Origin of the sequence: Priestia sp. AB (assembly GCF_028369225.1) — a bacterium.
In the GTDB taxonomy this organism is placed as follows: domain Bacteria; phylum Bacillota; class Bacilli; order Bacillales; family Bacillaceae_H; genus Priestia; species Priestia megaterium.
Map to the genome: position 1 here is coordinate 124,171 of NZ_JAQMYN010000010.1, position 17,952 is coordinate 142,122.

Annotated in this window: 17 protein-coding genes; 4 read left to right on the plus strand and 13 right to left on the minus strand. The window is 31.7% G+C overall.

Annotated elements, in window-relative coordinates; all coding sequences use genetic code 11:
• The first annotated feature begins 727 nt into the window (after positions 1–727).
• Positions 728–1,114 carry a hypothetical protein gene (locus POF52_RS24095; protein ID WP_271995542.1) on the plus strand — a complete coding sequence of 129 codons (387 nt, stop codon included), beginning with the start codon at positions 728–730 and terminating at the stop codon, positions 1,112–1,114.
• Positions 1,115–1,301: 187 nt separating this feature from the next.
• Here the strand turns inward: POF52_RS24095 and POF52_RS24100 are convergent, their stop codons facing one another.
• From POF52_RS24100 to POF52_RS24135, 8 genes are all read right to left on the minus strand, one after another.
• Complete coding sequence (locus POF52_RS24100) at positions 1,302–1,811, minus strand: chorismate pyruvate-lyase family protein (RefSeq protein ID WP_257064996.1); 510 nt, start codon at positions 1,809–1,811, stop codon at positions 1,302–1,304.
• 307 nt (positions 1,812–2,118) lie between these two features.
• Entirely contained in the window at positions 2,119–2,898 is a 780-nt protein-coding gene (locus POF52_RS24105; protein WP_171779165.1) for an aldo/keto reductase, read from the minus strand.
• Positions 2,899–3,103: 205 nt separating this feature from the next.
• Entirely contained in the window at positions 3,104–4,003 is a 900-nt protein-coding gene (rfbA, locus tag POF52_RS24110; RefSeq protein WP_171779042.1) for a glucose-1-phosphate thymidylyltransferase RfbA, read from the minus strand.
• Between the two features lie 10 nt (positions 4,004–4,013).
• Complete coding sequence (rfbB, locus tag POF52_RS24115; RefSeq protein WP_334314415.1) at positions 4,014–5,063, minus strand: dTDP-glucose 4,6-dehydratase; 1,050 nt, start codon at positions 5,061–5,063, stop codon at positions 4,014–4,016.
• Between the two features lie 34 nt (positions 5,064–5,097).
• Positions 5,098–7,323: a prenyltransferase/squalene oxidase repeat-containing protein gene (locus POF52_RS24120; protein WP_271995550.1), complete on the minus strand. Its 2,226-nt coding sequence runs from the start codon at positions 7,321–7,323 to the stop codon at positions 5,098–5,100.
• A 9-nt stretch (positions 7,324–7,332) separates the two neighbouring features.
• Positions 7,333–8,571 carry a glycosyltransferase gene (locus POF52_RS24125; RefSeq protein ID WP_271995553.1) on the minus strand — a complete coding sequence of 413 codons (1,239 nt, stop codon included), beginning with the start codon at positions 8,569–8,571 and terminating at the stop codon, positions 7,333–7,335.
• A gap of 12 nt (positions 8,572–8,583) precedes the next feature.
• Complete coding sequence (locus tag POF52_RS24130; protein WP_271995555.1) at positions 8,584–9,384, minus strand: DapH/DapD/GlmU-related protein; 801 nt, start codon at positions 9,382–9,384, stop codon at positions 8,584–8,586.
• 226 nt (positions 9,385–9,610) lie between these two features.
• Positions 9,611–10,216, minus strand: a complete 606-nt coding sequence (locus POF52_RS24135; protein WP_216651850.1) for a response regulator transcription factor — start codon at positions 10,214–10,216, stop codon at positions 9,611–9,613.
• A gap of 262 nt (positions 10,217–10,478) precedes the next feature.
• On the opposite strand from POF52_RS24135, the gene POF52_RS24140 reads away from it, so the two are divergent.
• The 3 genes from POF52_RS24140 to POF52_RS24150 all read left to right on the plus strand — a co-directional run bounded on the left by POF52_RS24140 (position 10,479) and on the right by POF52_RS24150 (position 12,342).
• A complete protein-coding gene (locus tag POF52_RS24140; RefSeq protein ID WP_253948286.1) occupies positions 10,479–10,766 on the plus strand; it encodes an ArsR/SmtB family transcription factor in 288 nt (95 codons plus the stop codon).
• A 70-nt stretch (positions 10,767–10,836) separates the two neighbouring features.
• Positions 10,837–12,027, plus strand: a complete 1,191-nt coding sequence (locus POF52_RS24145) for an MFS transporter (protein WP_271995562.1) — start codon at positions 10,837–10,839, stop codon at positions 12,025–12,027.
• Between the two features lie 15 nt (positions 12,028–12,042).
• Entirely contained in the window at positions 12,043–12,342 is a 300-nt protein-coding gene (locus POF52_RS24150; RefSeq protein WP_271995564.1) for an ArsR/SmtB family transcription factor, read from the plus strand.
• 94 nt (positions 12,343–12,436) lie between these two features.
• On the opposite strand, the gene POF52_RS24155 is transcribed toward POF52_RS24150, so the two are convergent.
• The 5 genes from POF52_RS24155 to POF52_RS24175 form a co-directional block, all read right to left on the minus strand.
• The gene (locus POF52_RS24155) at positions 12,437–13,876 is read right to left on the minus strand and encodes an MFS transporter (RefSeq protein ID WP_171779162.1); all 1,440 of its coding nucleotides are present in this window, start codon (positions 13,874–13,876) and stop codon (positions 12,437–12,439) included.
• A gap of 169 nt (positions 13,877–14,045) precedes the next feature.
• Positions 14,046–14,882 carry a helix-turn-helix transcriptional regulator gene (locus POF52_RS24160; protein ID WP_171779161.1) on the minus strand — a complete coding sequence of 279 codons (837 nt, stop codon included), beginning with the start codon at positions 14,880–14,882 and terminating at the stop codon, positions 14,046–14,048.
• 130 nt (positions 14,883–15,012) lie between these two features.
• Positions 15,013–15,804 carry an amidohydrolase family protein gene (locus POF52_RS24165; RefSeq protein ID WP_171779160.1) on the minus strand — a complete coding sequence of 264 codons (792 nt, stop codon included), beginning with the start codon at positions 15,802–15,804 and terminating at the stop codon, positions 15,013–15,015.
• Between the two features lies 1 nt (position 15,805).
• Entirely contained in the window at positions 15,806–16,219 is a 414-nt protein-coding gene (locus tag POF52_RS24170; protein WP_271995573.1) for a carboxymuconolactone decarboxylase family protein, read from the minus strand.
• A 13-nt stretch (positions 16,220–16,232) separates the two neighbouring features.
• The gene (locus POF52_RS24175; RefSeq protein ID WP_171779158.1) at positions 16,233–17,429 is read right to left on the minus strand and encodes an MFS transporter; all 1,197 of its coding nucleotides are present in this window, start codon (positions 17,427–17,429) and stop codon (positions 16,233–16,235) included.
• Positions 17,430–17,952 lie beyond the last annotated feature (523 nt).

The window sequence follows — 17,952 nt, forward strand, 5'->3', positions numbered from 1 at the left end:
TGAAATAACTCTTACAATCCGTTGAATCCTTCTAAGTTAGTGTTTATCAATGTGATGTTAAACTATGGGGGTGTTTTTTTGTATACTTGGTTTTATGATCATTTCATCAATACAATTCTATTTCCTCTTACTTGTATAGTGATGGTAGCCATCCTATTAAGTGCATATGCGTACTTTAAATTTAAAAAAACAAATAATTAACAGTTACTAGGGCTTGTTGATTTCTAATGTGGACCTTTCTCATTTAAAATTTGATTATTTATACAAGATATTGTTATTACTTATATTAATGATTTAAAAAAAGTTCGCTATCTAAAAGAGTCAGTCACCATAGTGAATTTTATCGGCAACAAAATAAAAAGCCACCCAGTATTTGCAGGACAGGTGGCTTTTCACTATTAAAATGCATGTGCAAAAATACAATAACATATTCTTTCCATAAAGACTATATTTTACTGTACAAGCATATGTATAAAAGGTGAGCTTTTTATACATCATTTCTTCAATCACCTGAAAGAAAATAGTTGTTATATCAAGGATGTATAAAAAGCTGCATAAAAAAGAAACAAGGCCCCATCCAGAACCCCAATGCCACGGGGGTTCTTTTTTTTCGTGTGTTCCGGAAGAGTGTTTATGTAAACTAGCATTGAATATAATATACATTTTTCTCCTTAATCTAAATTGGATGTGTTAACATAAAAATAGATATTTTTAGGAGGATATAAATTTGAAATTTAGACAGCTTAGTTTAGTCATGGTATTTATTTGTACATTGCTTCTTCTTGCTAGCTGTAGTGAAGAAGATAAGAGTTTACGTTTTGAAGGGGAAAGTGATAATTGGAAATCTCAATATTTCTTAACTCAAGATAAAGATAGGGAAAATGGTGAAGGAAGTATTATTTATAAGGGATCCAATAAAGACAACATCGGAGAAGTTACATATAAAATTGAAGGTGATTATGGTACTATCGATAAAACTTCAACACCAGTAGATGGCAAATTGGATATCAATGATGGTTGTGAAGGATGTGCAAAACAAGATAGCTCCGAACCCTTTCATGTAACTATCAAATGGGACGGTAAAACAGAAGAATTTGAGTTAAAACCAAAATAAAAGATGGGGAAAGAGAAATTTCTTTCCCCATCTTTTATTTTTACTACCTAGAATATGGACTATGTAGACTAGAAAAAGAAAAAAACAAAAAGAGCAGTTTCCCAGGATATGATAACATGGGAAACTGCCTCTTTGTTTTTAATGCTTTTCTCTTTAAATAATACTTAAGGTACTGATCAATCATATTCTATTTATCTGCTATACAGCTAACAATTTCCTTGGAATGAAATATTTCTGTTATATGAAACCAACAATTTTCATTACGAATAATAATATATTCCTTATAAGGATACGTAGACTTTAAAATTGAATGAGGAAGATAGCTATTACGTAACTCATCATATTCCTTAAATCCGTGTGATACAATGACTCTTTTATTTTCCATACTGTTTAACATTTTACCAATTGGGATATTTTCGGTACTAAGTCTGTTTTGAATAGGTTTATCTATAGTTGAAATGTCAAAATAGACAACATTTTCAGAAAGAGTGCGGTTCTCAAAATTTAAAGATGTAATTCTTTTAACGAACGGACCTTTACTCTTAAAGAATACTTTAACATCAGAGGGTAAATCATTAAAAGTGACTATCTCTTGATGAATAATATTTAAGCTAACCTTTTTCATGATTAAGGATTCTAATGCTAAGGTGGTTGATCCATTTGTTGATAAAATAATACGTAAACAATAATTAATCATTTCCTCAGGCGTATTAACTAGATAAGTATTTATTTGTAAGCCCTCCTCATAATTCTATATAAAATAAACTTACTAATTAAGGGGTTCTAAGCTATTTTATTACTTAATCAATATTGTAGCATTAACATATAAAATTTAACTTGTAATGGTCGTTTAGGTTAAACTAAATTTTTGTTAACTACAATTTCAAATAAACAACATAGTTTTATCAACTTCTATTCCTAAAATGTATTATTTGTATAAGAGAAAGAAACCTTTCAAAGTTAAATTGAAAGGTTTCTTGTATTGTAAATACACTATTTTGTTTTTAAGAACCAAAAAATTCTTGGAAGGAATCGGGGTGAGGACCAAACCTTAAATCTCTATTTAAATTATCAATCAATATAAGATCAGCTTCATCTATATTAAAGTCAAAGATTTGATAATTCTCAATCACTCTTTCCTTACGGATTGTCTTTGGTATAGGAATTATTCCCTTCTGTAGATGCCACCTTAAAATTAATTGAGCAGCAGTACGTTGATACTTTTCGGAGATTCCCTTCAAAGTTTCATCTTTTAATAATTCACCCTGTCCCAATGGACTCCAAGCTTCTAACTGGATATCATTTTCTATACAATAATTGTGTAAATCCGTTTGAACTAAATAAGGGTGATATTCAACTTGATTAATAGCAGGTTTATTACTGGCCACATTCAAGAGAGTTTGTAGATGATGTTTTTGGAAATTACATACACCTATAGATTTTACGTAACCTTCTTCATACAGCTTCTCCATAGCCTTCCAACTTTCAACAAATTTGTCTTTTACCGGCCAATGAATGAGATATAAATCTAAGTAATCTGTTTTTAACTTCTTCAAGCTATGGTTGAAAGCTTTCAGAGTAGAGTCATAGCCTTGGTTACTATTCCAGAGTTTTGTAGTAATAAAAAGATCATTTCTAGGAATTTCTAGTTCTTGTATAGCAGACCCTATTAGTTCCTCATTTCCATATGCAGAAGCTGTATCCATTAACGAAATCCCTGTTGAATAGGATTGACTTATTATTTCTTTAATATTATCTTTATTATTTATTTGCCAAAATCCCATGCCTGCCGCAGGAATTTCTACGCCATTATTCAAAGTTTTTGTTATTAACACGGGTATCTCCTCCGTTTCATAATATTCTTTGATGAATTAATCATAGCAAATCTGTAATAGAAAAATAGGAGCTTATTTATAATAGTATTAAAAGTACCATTATAAAATGAAAACTAAGAACCCGAATGTCCTTAGTTTTCATTTTGTTATTAATTTATACAGTAGTGGCCAACACTAAGTTGGTTTGTTCACTCTCTAACAGCTGGACTAAATAGTTTTTGTATTCTCCTTTAGGCATTTTAGATATGTTCTGAACTAGCATGTCTAAAGATATAAAACCCATTTTATAAGCTATTTCTTCTAAGCAAGCAATCTTATTTCCTTGCCTTTTTTCTAATGTTCCTACAAAATTACTTGCATCAAGAAGACTTTCAGGAGTACCAGTGTCTAGCCAAGCACTTCCACGCCCAAATATTTTCACTTGTAATTCCCCTCTGTGCAAGTAAGCTAAATTTACATCGGTGATTTCAAGTTCCCCACGCTCTGAAGGCTTTAAACTTTTAGAGATTTCTATAATAGAATTATCATAAAAATAAATACCAGGCACTGCATAGTTAGACTTAGGGATAGAAGGTTTTTCTTGAATGTCTATAACGTTTCCTTTTTCATCAAAATCTACTACTCCGTATCTTTCAGGATCATTGACATGATAGCCAAAAACAATTCCACCTTTATCTAGAGTGGCACATTCTTTTAACAATTTAGAGAAACCATCTCCATAGAAGATATTATCACCTAAAGTTAAACATACAGTATCATTTCCTATAAACTCTTCTGCGAGTAAAAAAGCTTGAGCAATTCCTTCAGGTTTCTCCTGCTCTATATATGTTAATGAAATCCCTAATTGCTTGCCATCTCCTAAAAGTTCTTTATATAAGGGCAAATACTTTGGTGAAGATATTAACGCAATTTCTTTAATACCTGCTAACATCAACGTAGATAAGGGATAAAAAATCATAGGCTTATCATAGATGCTCATTAGATGTTTATTTGTTGCCCTTGTTAAAGGATATAAACGTGTACCGTTCCCACCTGCTAATAAAATTCCTTTCAACTTATTCACCTCATCTATTAGAATAATTAATCTCTAACCAGCCTTCATACTCTTCTTTATTTCCTACTTTATTCATCCAATCTTGATTATCTAAATACCACTTCACCGTTTTTTGAAGTCCTGTACTAATACTTTCGTTTGGATACCACCCTAACTCTTTTTGCACTTTGGTTGCATCAATTGCATACCGGTAGTCATGACCAGGTCGGTCCTTTACATACGTAATTAAATTTCGATAAGTTTGGATATTTTCACCTGTATAATTAGATAAGGTTTCTGCAATAATGTTAACTATTTGTACATTAGTCAATTCATTATTCCCTCCAATGTTATACGTATTTCCAACATTATCTGAGTTTATAATCTCCCAAATGGCATCGCAATGATCTTCTACATATAACCAATCTCTAATATTTAGCCCATCTCCATAAATCGATACCCCTTTACCACTAAGAAAGTTTTTAATTGTAATAGGTATTAACTTTTCTGGAAATTGATACGGTCCATAGTTATTAGAGCAATTAGAAATAGTTATAGGTACCTCATAGGTATGGTAATAAGCACGCACTAAATGATCACTGCTTGCTTTAGAAGCCGAGTAAGGACTTGTAGGGTTGTAAGGTGTTTTTTCAGTAAAATACCCCTCTTTCCCTAAGCTTCCATATACTTCGTCTGTGCTAACATGATGGAAGCGACAGTATGGTTTACTTTCGAAATACTTTCTAGATAACTCCAAAAGGTTGTATGTTCCTATAATGTTAGCATTTATAAAGTTTCCAGGATTAACAATACTGCGATCCACATGACTTTCCGCAGCAAAATGAATGACTACATCTGGAGTAAACCTTTCAAATACTTTTTCTAGTTCTTTATAATCTGTAATATCTACCTTTTCAAAGAAATAGTTATCGCACTTCTCTATTTCCTTCAGACTTAAAAGATTACCTGCGTAGCCTAAACTATCTAAATTTACAAATGTATCTTTTGGATTAAGGTGGACAAATTTATTTAAAAAATTTGCTCCAATAAACCCTGCTCCTCCAGTAATAAGATATTTCAATATGAAAGCCTCCTTTAAAAAATATGGACCAAGATCAAGTAATAATTGCTACCCAGTATGGATTTAAATTTCTTTCGAGCATATAGGATGCCTGAAGGCAAATGAAGCCTTCATCAGTTGTATCCGAAGGGGCATTAATAGCACGGGAGAAACCGCCATCCTTCGATTGATGTTTACTAAGCCATTCTTTACATTTTTCCGCATTCAATGGAAGTTCTCCTAATAAATATAAAGCTGCAATAGCATGGTAACTACCTACAAAACTTTCATTAGCATTTGGCTTATAACGAAAGCCACCGTTCTCTGTTTGACACTGTTTAAGCCATTTAATGGTTTCTTCATAATTAGTGGGTTGTTTTCCTAATATTAAAAGAGTATCAATAGCTCGAAATACAGAAAACGTCTCTGAAGGAGCATTTGGTGTTACCCCATAACCGAAGTCATCATTTTGACAACCTGCTACAAAAGCTAAACATTTATCAATGCTTAGTGGATTAGCATTCATAGCATGAAGACCAAGAACTGCTAGGTTAGTATGCCATACATCACTCGGATAGCCTTCTGAATTACCAAAACCACCATCTTCATTTTGACACTTTTGAATAAACTCAATGCACTTTTCTTCATTTGGAACTTTCGATTTTAGAATATAAGCCGTTAATATAACACAATAGGTAGTAAACACCTCACTTAAATGTCCTGGTTGTTCTGCAAAACCACCATCTTCGTTTTGGCAATCAAACATTCCTCTTAAAATAGATTCCCTATCTTCTTTACTAATTTTTTCGCCCATAATAGTTAAATCTGATACAACATGTAATGCTGAAAAATTTTGAGGTGATTTATCCGATCTAAATCCTAATGGTGACTTATAAGGAGTAAGGCCAAAACCCGCACCAGATTTTGTTTTATCAAGCCAATTCAGATATGATTTCTCATCAATTTTCAAATTAACATCCTTGTGATAAGTAATTTTATCTAAATTCTGTTTCAATTCACTTTTATGTTTTGGAATCATATCAAGGTTAATATCTTTTTCTTCATTAACTAGGCGAGCATTTGCTGTATTTAATACCCATAACGTTATAGCCTGAGTTTTTGCTTGTTTCTCGTGTAAAGGTAAATATCCAGTATTACCAGCATAGAATGCACCTGGCGTGTGATGGGGCACCATAAAATGTCTAATTAAAGGTACGGTTGGGTCAGTAGGAGTGGAAAACCAATTTCCTTGACCAATAAACATACCTCCATCTTTACTTTTAAACTTATTAACTTGATATAATAAGTCTTCTGCTAAGCTTTTATATTCTGTAGCTTTATGGTATTTAGATATTAACTGGGTGCATAAAAACAGTAAAGCTTGATCGTGTGTATATTTCACTGGAAATGGTGATTCGTCATTATTGTAGTATGATTCAACTGGCTCGACTCTAGCTTCCCCTTTATAATTAGCCTTGTTCCAAAAACCACCGGTTAGTGGATGCTTCAGGTTGTTGACAATAAAATCGAAATAAGATTTTCCCTTTTCAATAACACCAGGATCTTGTAATATTTCATGCGCCTTACAAAGGGCTATAGTAGCTAATGCATTTGAGAAGGTTTTCTTTCCTTTAGATTTAAATGGCTCATCATTTGTGAGCAAATAATCGTATACCCCTCCGTACTCTTGATCTTCAAATTTATCTACTTCTGAAATATAATGTTTTATGTATTCCGAATATAATGAATTTTTAGTTATTTTATAAGCTTCTTCTAGCGTTAAAATTGCAAAAATGGTAGACAAAACGTACTTATTGGGGTTAATATGTTCAGTTAAATTTGCATTTAAAATAGAAGGAGATCCTTTCGCTAAAACTGTTTCATGGATAGTTTTAAATAAATTTAATCCTTTCTCAACTAATTCCTGGCTATTTGTATATTTACCGATTACTAAAAGTCCATAAGATGTTAAAAGTTGAATATGAGTATGCCTTACCATACCTGCGCTATGAACTATGCCGAATCGGTCCGTTAATTCATGATAAGTATTTGTATACTCGTCATAATAGCGATCCAAGCTCTTAGACATTTCACATAAATCTTCTATTTTGTAATTTGAAGAAGCCAAAGCTAATAACGACCAAACCTGATCTTCTAGTTTTTTATCATCACTTACAATAGTATTGTTCTCTACCGCAACGTAAAAACCATTTAACTCTTTATCATAAAACTTATTAATTAAATAATCCTCTAGTGGTAACTTTGTAGAAATAGTTGTCATAATATCTCCTCAATTCAATACTTTTTTTGAATGTTCACAAGTAATTTCCGTAATTAAATGTGCAGCCTGTTTGGAACCTGAGTGATCCTTGTACGCGTTCTGATAACTTTTTATTAAGTTCTCTTTATTATTGATGAGCCTATGAGCTTTCTTATAAAATAAATCTGAATCAAACCCATAGTTGGTTTCATACCCCATTTTATTTAATCTTTCAAAGGCTTCTGCTTCATGATATTCCTTATAAGACGATAGACAAAAGATTGCAGGCACCTTTAAAGCTGAAACTTCAGTAACAGTTATCCATCCAGGGTGTGATAACAACAAATCACATTTTTTCAATAGAGGAATCCAATTACTTATGTACGGTATGGAAAGCATCCCCTTAGGTACAGAAACATCTTCCTTAGCCAACAGCACCATTTGTACTTTTGGATAGTCCTTCTTTAAATCTTCAAATAGCTTAGTGTAGAGTGATATCAATTTTTCTTTATTTTCTTTAAACATGGTTGTTCCACTAACTGTAGCAACAATTAATGGATAAGCATCTTTTTTTACACCTAGTTCAAATAGAAACGATGGATCATCATTTTGATCGATTGGTCTAATCATAGGGCCTACAAACTGAATTTTTTCTTCTTGAAAATATTTTTCTATGATAGATCCTTCGTCCATATCTTTCACATAAGGCTTATCCGTTAACATTAATGAAGTATTATCACCTAGCCACTGAAATAAAGCGTTCATTGAATTTCTAGCCTCATCTAGCTCATTTTTGTTAACATTAAATTCTCCAGCTTCAAGAAGATCATTTGGTACGTCTACTAAAGTAAAATTAAATCTTTCTGTGACAAAAACATGTTTTATTCTCAGTAAACAAGCAGCGATACTAGCATTAATATTGTAATCACTTACCACTACATCAGGTTTATTTTCAAGAAATAAATTCATGTACTTTAAAATTTTAGAACCATTGAAGAATGTCTTAGAAAAATATCCACCTATCATTGTTTCCCAGTTTAAATTTTTTTCTAAATGAGACTTTTTTGTATGGTTCACTACTTTTTCAGGATTAAAATCTATTACCTCTACACCTATTCCATTAAATAAATCTGTAAAGGTATCTTGTAAAGAACTGAGAACAACGGTCACATTTACGTTTTTCTCCTTAACCAAATCATATGCTATTGAATACATTCTCATATTGTGTCCTGTACCAGTTGGATTAGGTACCATAAATATCCTTGCCATATGAACTCCTCCTTAACTATTATTTTTGTGGACAAAACTATTGGCTTTGACTAAAGAACCTTTTGAAATAGTTACTCCGCCTAGAATTTTAGCTCCATCTTCGATTGTTACATCATCTTCAATAATGACTGGTAGTAAAGTCATCGGTAGAGAGAGTTTATTATAATCATGGGAGGTAGAAATAATATGTACGTTTTTCCCAATCCTAACATTGTCACCTATAATAACCTTTCCACCGCCTTCGACAATTGTTGAATCACCTATAGAAACATTTTTGCCTATGGTAATTCCTCCATCTATTTGCAATTTTCCACTTGAGTCACTAATCTTCTTGCCAATCATGATAATGTTTTTTCCTAGGTGAAGAGGGAAATTACCGTCAATATCAGCGTCAATAAAATTGAATACGCATTTTTGATATCTATCTTCAATTTCTTTCTGTAAGTTATTTTTTAGGATAGGATCTCGAAAATTTCTTCTAAACGCATTTATTAAGTTTCGAAAATTAGGTTCGCTGTCATTCATAATATTTCTATCTTTCAATTTAGTAGCAGGTTGACCAACCATAATACTGTATGGTGGAACATTCTTTTCTACGATAGTGTTTGCTCCTATAATAGCCCCTTCTCCGATGTTTAACCCACCTTTGATGACAGCCCCGGCACCTATCCATACATATTTTTCAATAGTCGTTAGCTTCTCACCACCAATTTTTGCATTAGAAGCTATTTGAACACCTCTTTTGACTATTGCATTTTGGAGTATAGATCTAAATCCAACAAAAACATCTGTATCCATGGTAGATGATGACAACTTACTTTCTCTTCTTACCCATGAAAATGAGCTCACCTTAGAATTGATTAACTCTACACCTGGTTCAATAAGTGGAGTTTCATTTCCATTAATAAAATCACTAAGATATGTATTTGAACTTTTTATTTATTCTCACACCCTTTTTTTTTCTTAAAACCATCCTATCATGAAGAAGAAATCTGTTCCTTCAACTTATGTTTAGATTAACCTTTATTTTTTTAAAGGTTCATTTAGTAAAATTTTTTATGTAATAACCTTTTCCTCTTGAACAAACTAACACTTGAGGTTTACATGGATTATCTTCTAATTTCTCTCTAAGTTTTCTTATATAAACATATAAAACTGCTGGTCCAGTAGTATCTAAATAATCTATTAGTTCTTCTGAACTTAAAGGAGTTTCGTTTTTTGTAAGGATGTATAACAATTTAAACTCAATTGTAGACAGATGAATTTTCTCGTCCCCTTTATAAAGACAGTGGCTTTCAATGTCAAAGATTAAATTCTTGGTTAATAAATAAGAATTGTTATTGTCTCTATGTTGGTAAGAACCTTTATTGTTTTCCTTTAGTTTTAAGGCTTCAATAGTGTTAGATATAACATTTCTGTTAGATGAGTCAACAAACATAACAGGACAGGTAATAGTATTTAAAATTTTATGTAGGCCCGATTGGTTATGAACAGTTGGTAAATCATAAATTAATAAATTAGGAGCTTTTTCTCTGAAAAAATTTGAGTCATGTTTATTCAAAAACGTAAACTCAAACTGCGATAGTGAAAATTCTAATATCCAAGCTAAATATTCATTTGTCGTCACTACATAAGTTTCAATCATTAATGTTTCCTCCAAAATTCAAAAGTTAGAATCTTTAAACAATATATTACATTTTATACTATTGTTTCATACTTTTAAAACTATTTTTTGTAAAATTTTTAAAATTAATGTACTTTTTTGTAAAAAATAAAGGGTTTTACCACAGAAATAAGGATTATTTTGTAAAATCATGTACTTATTTTACCAGATATATTTTTTTTGTATATTTAGCAATTGTTAAAATTTACTTGATTTTCAAATTTCCTTATACTATGATACTTTCATGGATATAAAACAATTAGACGATCAGATGAGGGTACAAATTTTCAAGGCCTTATCAGATGAATCAAGGCTTACAATTGTTCGGACTCTATATCAAAGTGGAAGAGAGTTAAGTTGTGGAGAGGTAGGGGAAAGATGCGATATTTTAAAAACAACAGCTTCGTATCATTTTAAAACTTTGAGAGAGGCGAAACTAACAACTGTAAGAAAAGATTCTAGAACTAAATACGTAAAGTTAAATTTAGAAACATTTGAGAAGTATATACCTAACTTCTTGGAAACTCTCTAAGAGAGTTTCCAAGTTACAATTTGTACAATAGTTTTAAAGTTTTAAAACTATTAAAGATGGAGGAGCTTATATGAATAAAATAATTACTTTATTTTTCTTTGTAATGTTTGTTATTGGTACAGATACATTTCTAATATCCCCTTTATTACCTACACTTTCTGATTTATATAATGTATCTACAGATATTTCAGGTTGGATGGTGAGTGCATATGCTCTGGGATATGCTGTCTTCGCTTTTATAGCTGGGCCTATATCTGATAATCTGAACCGAAAGAAAGTAATGTTATATGGAATGATTGCATTTACTATTTCAACATTCCTTTGTGGTGTAGCTTCAAGCTTTTGGATGATGTGTGCAATGCGACTTATTGCAGGAATAAGTGCAGCGTTTGTTACTCCGCAAGTTTGGGCATCTATTCCTTTATTGGTAAAACCAGAAAAGATAGTAAAAAGCATGGGTATTGCTACAGCAGGTTTAGCGATTTCTCAAGCTTTCGGTCTGCCTATTGGTAGTTATTTTGCTTCTTTCTCATGGAATACACCATTCTTCGTATTATCTGGATGTTCATTTGTTCTAATTCTTTTAATAGCAGTAGTAATGCCATCTATAGAAAATAAACAAAACATTCAAAATAAACAATCCATTATTGGCCGTTATAGATCTTTATTTTTAAATCCTAAAGCCTCCACGTTATTTTTAGCGTACCTTCTGTTCCAAACAGGAAACTTTGCTTCCTTTAATTTTTTAGGTACATGGTTAAGTGCTGACTATAATTTTAACGTTACACAAATAGGACTCGCTATGCTTATATTAGGTATTGGAAACTTCTGTGGAAGCTTCTTTGGCAGTGGATATGTCTCTAAAATTGGTAATGCCTCTACTCTTTTTGGTGGTTTAATCTTAATGGCAGCCTTATACTTTAGTTTACCTTTCTATCATAATATCGCTCTGGTAGAAGTTGCTTTTTTCCTAATGTTCTTTATAGCTGGAATTTTATTCCCTTTAATGATGAGTTTATTACAATCTCTGTCTGCAAATGCAAGAGGAACTATTGCAGCTTTATCAAATTCTGCTATGTACATAGGCACTACTCTAGGTACTTGCATTGCTGGGTTTCTATACCACTACTTTGGTAACTTCATTTCTGTTACTACGTTTACAGCATCTATGTTTATTATCTCTATTCTTATTTATAAGGTAAGTGGTGTTTTAAATCCTGTTAAAGCTAATGTTACAAAAGAACAAAACGCAGTAAAATAAAGGGCTGAAATTCACATGTACCCTAGTGGTAATCATATTACTTTATCTTCTCTGTTTTATGCTTTGAATCACCCTACTAGAATTATGCTTTTAGTTCAATTAATAGAGAATGAAGAAGTACCTTATAATTTTTTTGAATATTCAGGTTCTAAACCTAATTTATCTCATCATCTTAAGATTTTAAAACAATCAGGCTTAACCTATACTAGGAGAGATGGCGTTAAACGTTATATATTTCTAAAAAGAGACCTTATTGATACTCAATTTCCAGGTTTAATTCAAATAATACTTAATAATAAAGATAATATTCACTAAAATCGTTTTGTTGTTTTTATACTCCATATTTATTAATAGAATTTATAAAGAACTCCCCTATTTAAAAAGGGGAGTTCTTTACATTAAAAACATTTTATGCAATTTCTTGTCTTTTAACTAATTTAAAATCTGGAGATTTAGTACTTACAAACAGTATTAGAATAAAGCTTATTAAAATAATAATGCCGTCTAAAAATACCGGGAATATCCAGCTACCTGTTGTATCTCTCAGAGCACCATTAATGACAGGAGAAAGAACTGCCCCCATCTCACCTATTAAATTCCACATTCCAAAGGCTGAACCTCGAAATTTTGCTTCAACCATATCGGCGGTTAAAGAGTGTGAAATAGGCTGAAGAGCGTTAAAAAATAAACTAGTGATAAATAAAAGAATTCCCATAATTAGTACAGAGTGTCCACCAGATAGTAAATAGAATCCAAATGCTATAGTTAAAGCTCCTTGCGCAAAAGTTAAAAAACAAAGTAAAGACTTCTTACTCCAATTTTTTTTCATAACATAATCTGCTAGAAATCCACCTGCTGGATATCCTAAGATACCTGCTCCGGCATTAAAAGCAGCAGTCAAAGTAGCTTGAAGAAATGAAGTTCCTGCTGTACTAGTTACAATAGATATAGACCAATAACTAAAGAACCATAAATTCCATAGTATTGCTACAGCCGATAAATACATTAGCAAGAGGTTTTTACTAAAAAGATTAATTGAGGTATTCTTATTTTTATTTTTACCTCTCAAACTAAATGCTATTAGAGTAAATGCTAGTATAAGTTCCAGTACAGCTACCATCCAATCAGATAACCCAATCCAATCAGTTACTTTATAGATTAATAAAATAGCGAGTAAAAATAACAGTGAATATGAAAATAGTTCAATGAATGCATTTCGGTAATGCATCTCTTTCTTATCACGCTTAAATAGACTATATAAACATATTCCTACTAACAAGGTAGCTATCCCTAAAATTATAAAAGGCATCCTCCAGCCCTCATGTTTTCCAAGGATGTTCTCTCCTAATTCAATCATGTAAGGAACTGAAAGTGTACCTAGTGTTAAACCTATAGCCAATCCGGTTATTACTACGCCCATCCCCAGATTCCTTTTTTTATAGGGAGTAACTTCAATAACTAGTGCTCGATCGTTAGAATAGTAAGCACCTTCTCCTAACCCTACGGTGATTCTTAAAATAATGAATACAATTAACAAGGAAAAGAGACCACTTAAGAGAGTAGCTATTCCTGCCCAAATAAGACTAATGGTCAATATTGTTCTGTAGCCATACTTATCACCTAGCATTCCACCTGGAAATTGAGTTAACATATAACCAGTAAATAATAAACTACCTAGAAACCCTCCTAGTGCATAGGGGTGAGCAGCATCCTGTAAGAATGAAACATGATTTTGTATCATCCAAGTAATAACTGGACCGGTAATTGAACGATCTGCTGAATTAAAAATCCAACCTATAAGTAGAAACAACCAAATAGTATGATATTTTTCCCATTTAAAATTTCTCAAGAATTTCCCTCCATTTAAAATTCATAATTCTATGGATTAAACATATCACTTTATAATTTCAGTTGTCCTACAGCAAAAGTTTAGATAGATATTAATAAATTTTAAGGAGAAAGTTCTATTAGATGGGTATATTTATACATACAAAATTTAAAGGAGGTTTAAAAATAAATTATTTATTTAATAACTTTTTAACTTTTTTAATTGTGTCTTCCTTTTCTAAGGGTCGATAAACTGTTAATTTCAAATCTGGAGAATCATAAACTTGAAGAGTCATGTGTTCCATAAATAGTGTTCCCACGTAAGGATGTCTAATTTCTTTTTCACCGATGGGAGTCCCAGAAATCTCTTGATCACCCCACCATTGGCTGAATTCCCTACTGTTATTTTTTAAATCGTTAACTAAATTTCCAAACCACTCCTCACCAATGAAGCGATTAGTAGTACCTCGAAACTGTGCAAGTAACCTCTTAGCATGATCTTCCCAATTAACAAGTAAGCTTTTATATTCTACTGAGCAAAAACAACGCCAGACAGCATTTCTTTCTTTCTCGCTCATTTTTGTAAAATCACCAAATACTTTACAAGCAATACTATTCCAGGAAATAATATCCCATTTTTCATTTGTGACGTATACAGGACAATCTTCTAAATGATCTATAAAGTTCTTTACAACTGGATGCAACGAATTCTCTACGTTTCCCTTCATTTCCAATGGTATTTGATGATTTGCTAATAGATAAATATGCTTTCTCTCTTCATTATTCAAATTTAGTACCCGAGAGATACTCTCCAACACTTGGGTTGAAACCTGAATATCTCTCCCTTGTTCTAACCACGTATACCAAGTTAAGCCAACACCGGCTAATTGAGCAAGTTCCTCTCTTCTAAGTCCAGAAGTTTTTCTTCTTTTGCCAATAGTGATACCAAAATCTATAGGAGACAATTTATCTCTCTTTGATTTTAGAAACTTACCAAGCTGCTTCTTTTTTTCTTTTTCAATACTCAATTTTATATACCTCCTATAAAAAGCTATACAAAAGAAATCAAATTCTTTTATACACTTAATACAATTAGAATATCAAAAAACAAAAAGAGTGGAAATTATTCCACTCCTTCCAATTTAAGTTATTACGTAATTAAGCTATATTATCTAACAGTTTCCTGAAATTTTCTCCTAAAACTTTTCTCTCAACTTCCGCATTAGGTGCATAACGCTTAATTGCCTCTATAGTAATATAAGGATCTCCATATGGATAATCAGCTCCGAATATAGTTCTATCTGGAATCTCGTTCATCGCTAAGGTTAAAGCAAAGGTAGTATAAAAGGCTGAAGTATCAATATAAGCATTAGGAGTATTTTTAACAAGTTCAATCGTTTGAAGCCAATTTATACCTCCTAAATGTCCAAAAATTACTGGAATCTCAGGATATTGTTTTGCTAGCCCTATTAATTCTACAATGTCATCTAATTGCATAGGAGCAAAAGTATGAATCCAGATTGACAAACCTTTAAATTCTTTCAATGCCTCAAAAATTGGCTTTAAGAAAGCAATTTGGCCACTTCCTAAAGTGAATTCACCTACCCCTTTTAAGTTATTGGCTACAATGTATTCCTTAATCCATTTTTTTGTTTCTTCGACTTCTAATCCCAAGGGGACAGAACCAAAACCAATGTACTTATCTGGATATTGGTTAATAACTTCTACCAGTTCCTTCATAGAATTCTTTCTAGCATTTATACTATTGACATTATTATTAAGAATTTGATTTAAGGCTTCCATTTCTTGTTTAAATGAATTTAATTTTATAGCTTTTTCTGGATGGATTAATGTAGAAAATAATATAGTCTTGTTAATTCCTAAGTCATCCATAAGTTGAATATGTTTAGAAACAGGAAATGTTACATGTGAATGACTATCTATAATCAAGTTATTCACCTACTTTAGCTAAAGAATTTTTATTTTTTCTTTCTTCAATAACTTCTGTAGCAACTCCTAAGATAGTATTTAATCCATTAGGAAAACCAGAATAGATAATCATTTGTAACATTACTTCGATAACTTCTTCTTCTGTCCAGCCTACATTTAATGCTCCATTAATATAAAATTTTAATTGTTCAGTATTTCCAAGCGCTGTCAAGCCTGCAACAGTGGCAAGAAGACGTGATTTTAAATCTAAACCCGGTCTAGAAAATATTTGACCATAATTGAATGAAACTGCTAATGTTCCCAAGTCGGGTGAAATGGAATCTTTAAAACTTTTTACAATTTCCTCATAATTGTCAGCATCAATTTGTTTTAAAATTTCTAAACCTTTTTTAAAATTTTCATCTTGTTTTAACATAATATCTTCTCCCTCAATTAATTTTCACTTGTTGAATTGAATTTAATTTCTTTTTTACACCGATGATTGAAGTGAAGGCAAAAAGAACCATAATAAAACCTACAGAACAAACCCCCATCCATTTAAAATGGCTCCAGGCGAGCGTACCTAAGTATGATCCTAATGCTCCTCCTAAAAAAGTAGAAACCATATAAATACCGTTTAGACGGCTTCTTTTTTCTTCAGATAATTGAAAAATTTTAGCTTGACAAGCTACCTGATTAGCTTGGGTTCCCATTGTTACTAATAAACTTCCTATTATAATGGCTGTTAGAGACGAACCCGACAAGATAAAAATTAAGAATGAAACCAATGAAAGATTCATACATAGTATACTTGCAAGATTAGCCCCTTTTTTATCAATTATTCTTCCAATAATGGGTGTAGCAAATGCTCCACCTATTCCCACTAAACCTATTGTCCCTGCAACACTGCTCGCATAGTGAAAAGGAGAATTACTTAGTCGAAAAACCAATGTAGTCCAGAATAAACTAAAAGCTCCAAACATCATTCCCTGGCTAATACAAGCTCTTCTTAATATGTTTTCCTTAATAAAAAGTGGCCAAAGTGAAGCCAGTAGTTCTCCATACTTCATTGTTTGTTTACCTTTACTTTTTGGAAGGTAAATTCTAATGAGTAGAATTACTAACAAAGTAAATGCGAATGAAATCCAATACATTGCCCTCCAACCCAAGTAAGTATCTACAATTCCACTGATAAAACGTGCCCCTAAGATTCCACAAACTAAACCTATAGCTACATTACCTAAGATTTTCCCTCTTTCTTTATCGCTAGCAAGACCAGCAGCTAGAGGTACTATAATTTGTGGAACGATAGTAAAGAATCCTAATAATAAATTCGATATTATTAACCAAATAAAACTAGTTGATATAGCAGAAGCAACAAGACTTAAACAAACTAGTATTAGAAGCGATAAGATGATTTTACGTCTCTCAAATAAATCACCTAGTGGTACTAAAGTTAGATTCCCAATAGCATATCCCACTTGCGTTAAAGTAGCTATAATTCCTATTTGATTTGAAGATATGTGAAACGAGTCTGCCATACTTAATAATAAATTTTGATTTAAATATACATTTGAAACTGTAAAACCACAGGTTAGAGCCATCAGCAATACAATACCTTTATTAATTTTATTTCGTTGTTCCATGTTCTCACCTCCTTTTCTAAACTTAGGATACAAAAAACATAATCCCAGTAATAGGAGTGAGTTTATACTGTTATAAAAAGTACCAGTCTTACTTTCAATATTTATTATTCTTGGTTAAACAAACTAATTTTGATTGTAGATTTTTTCTGAAGACGTTCGTAATTTGATTTCAAACTTAAAAGGATGATAAAAATGATAGATTTCTTATACGAAACAAAAGTCCGTAAACGTATACTTTTACGGACTTTTGTTGGTTCTTGTAATACGTTTTATGTTAACTGGATTGATTTTTTTTGAGAAAGTAATTGCTTAAAAAGCAATTACTTTTTTCTTTTTTATAGAAAAATATGAAATTATTGTATACTTTTTCGTTGTTAATACGTTATAAGACAGGAAGGAGGAAAAACATTTGAAAAATCGGTTATCAAACGATCAATTAAAGAATGTCATGAATCAACTTTATTTATACTTAATCAAACAAGGTGCAAACCAAGAAACAGCTAAAGATATTGTTCAAGAAGCT

What these genes read in the sequence shown, in the direction of transcription:
- POF52_RS24100 (WP_257064996.1), bottom strand. Translation starts at nt 1,811, where the DNA reads ATGATTAATTATTGTTTACGTATTATTTTATCAACAAATGGATCAACC.
- POF52_RS24105 (WP_171779165.1), bottom strand. Translation starts at nt 2,898, where the DNA reads ATGGGATTTTGGCAAATAAATAATAAAGATAATATTAAAGAAATAATA.
- POF52_RS24120 (WP_271995550.1), bottom strand. Translation starts at nt 7,323, where the DNA reads ATGACAACTATTTCTACAAAGTTACCACTAGAGGATTATTTAATTAAT.
- POF52_RS24125 (WP_271995553.1), bottom strand. Translation starts at nt 8,571, where the DNA reads ATGGCAAGGATATTTATGGTACCTAATCCAACTGGTACAGGACACAAT.
- POF52_RS24135 (WP_216651850.1), bottom strand. Translation starts at nt 10,216, where the DNA reads ATGATTGAAACTTATGTAGTGACGACAAATGAATATTTAGCTTGGATA.
- POF52_RS24140 (WP_253948286.1), top strand. Translation starts at nt 10,479, where the DNA reads ATGGATATAAAACAATTAGACGATCAGATGAGGGTACAAATTTTCAAG.
- POF52_RS24145 (WP_271995562.1), top strand. Translation starts at nt 10,837, where the DNA reads ATGAATAAAATAATTACTTTATTTTTCTTTGTAATGTTTGTTATTGGT.
- POF52_RS24150 (WP_271995564.1), top strand. Translation starts at nt 12,043, where the DNA reads ATGTACCCTAGTGGTAATCATATTACTTTATCTTCTCTGTTTTATGCT.
- POF52_RS24170 (WP_271995573.1), bottom strand. Translation starts at nt 16,219, where the DNA reads ATGTTAAAACAAGATGAAAATTTTAAAAAAGGTTTAGAAATTTTAAAA.
- POF52_RS24175 (WP_171779158.1), bottom strand. Translation starts at nt 17,429, where the DNA reads ATGGAACAACGAAATAAAATTAATAAAGGTATTGTATTGCTGATGGCT.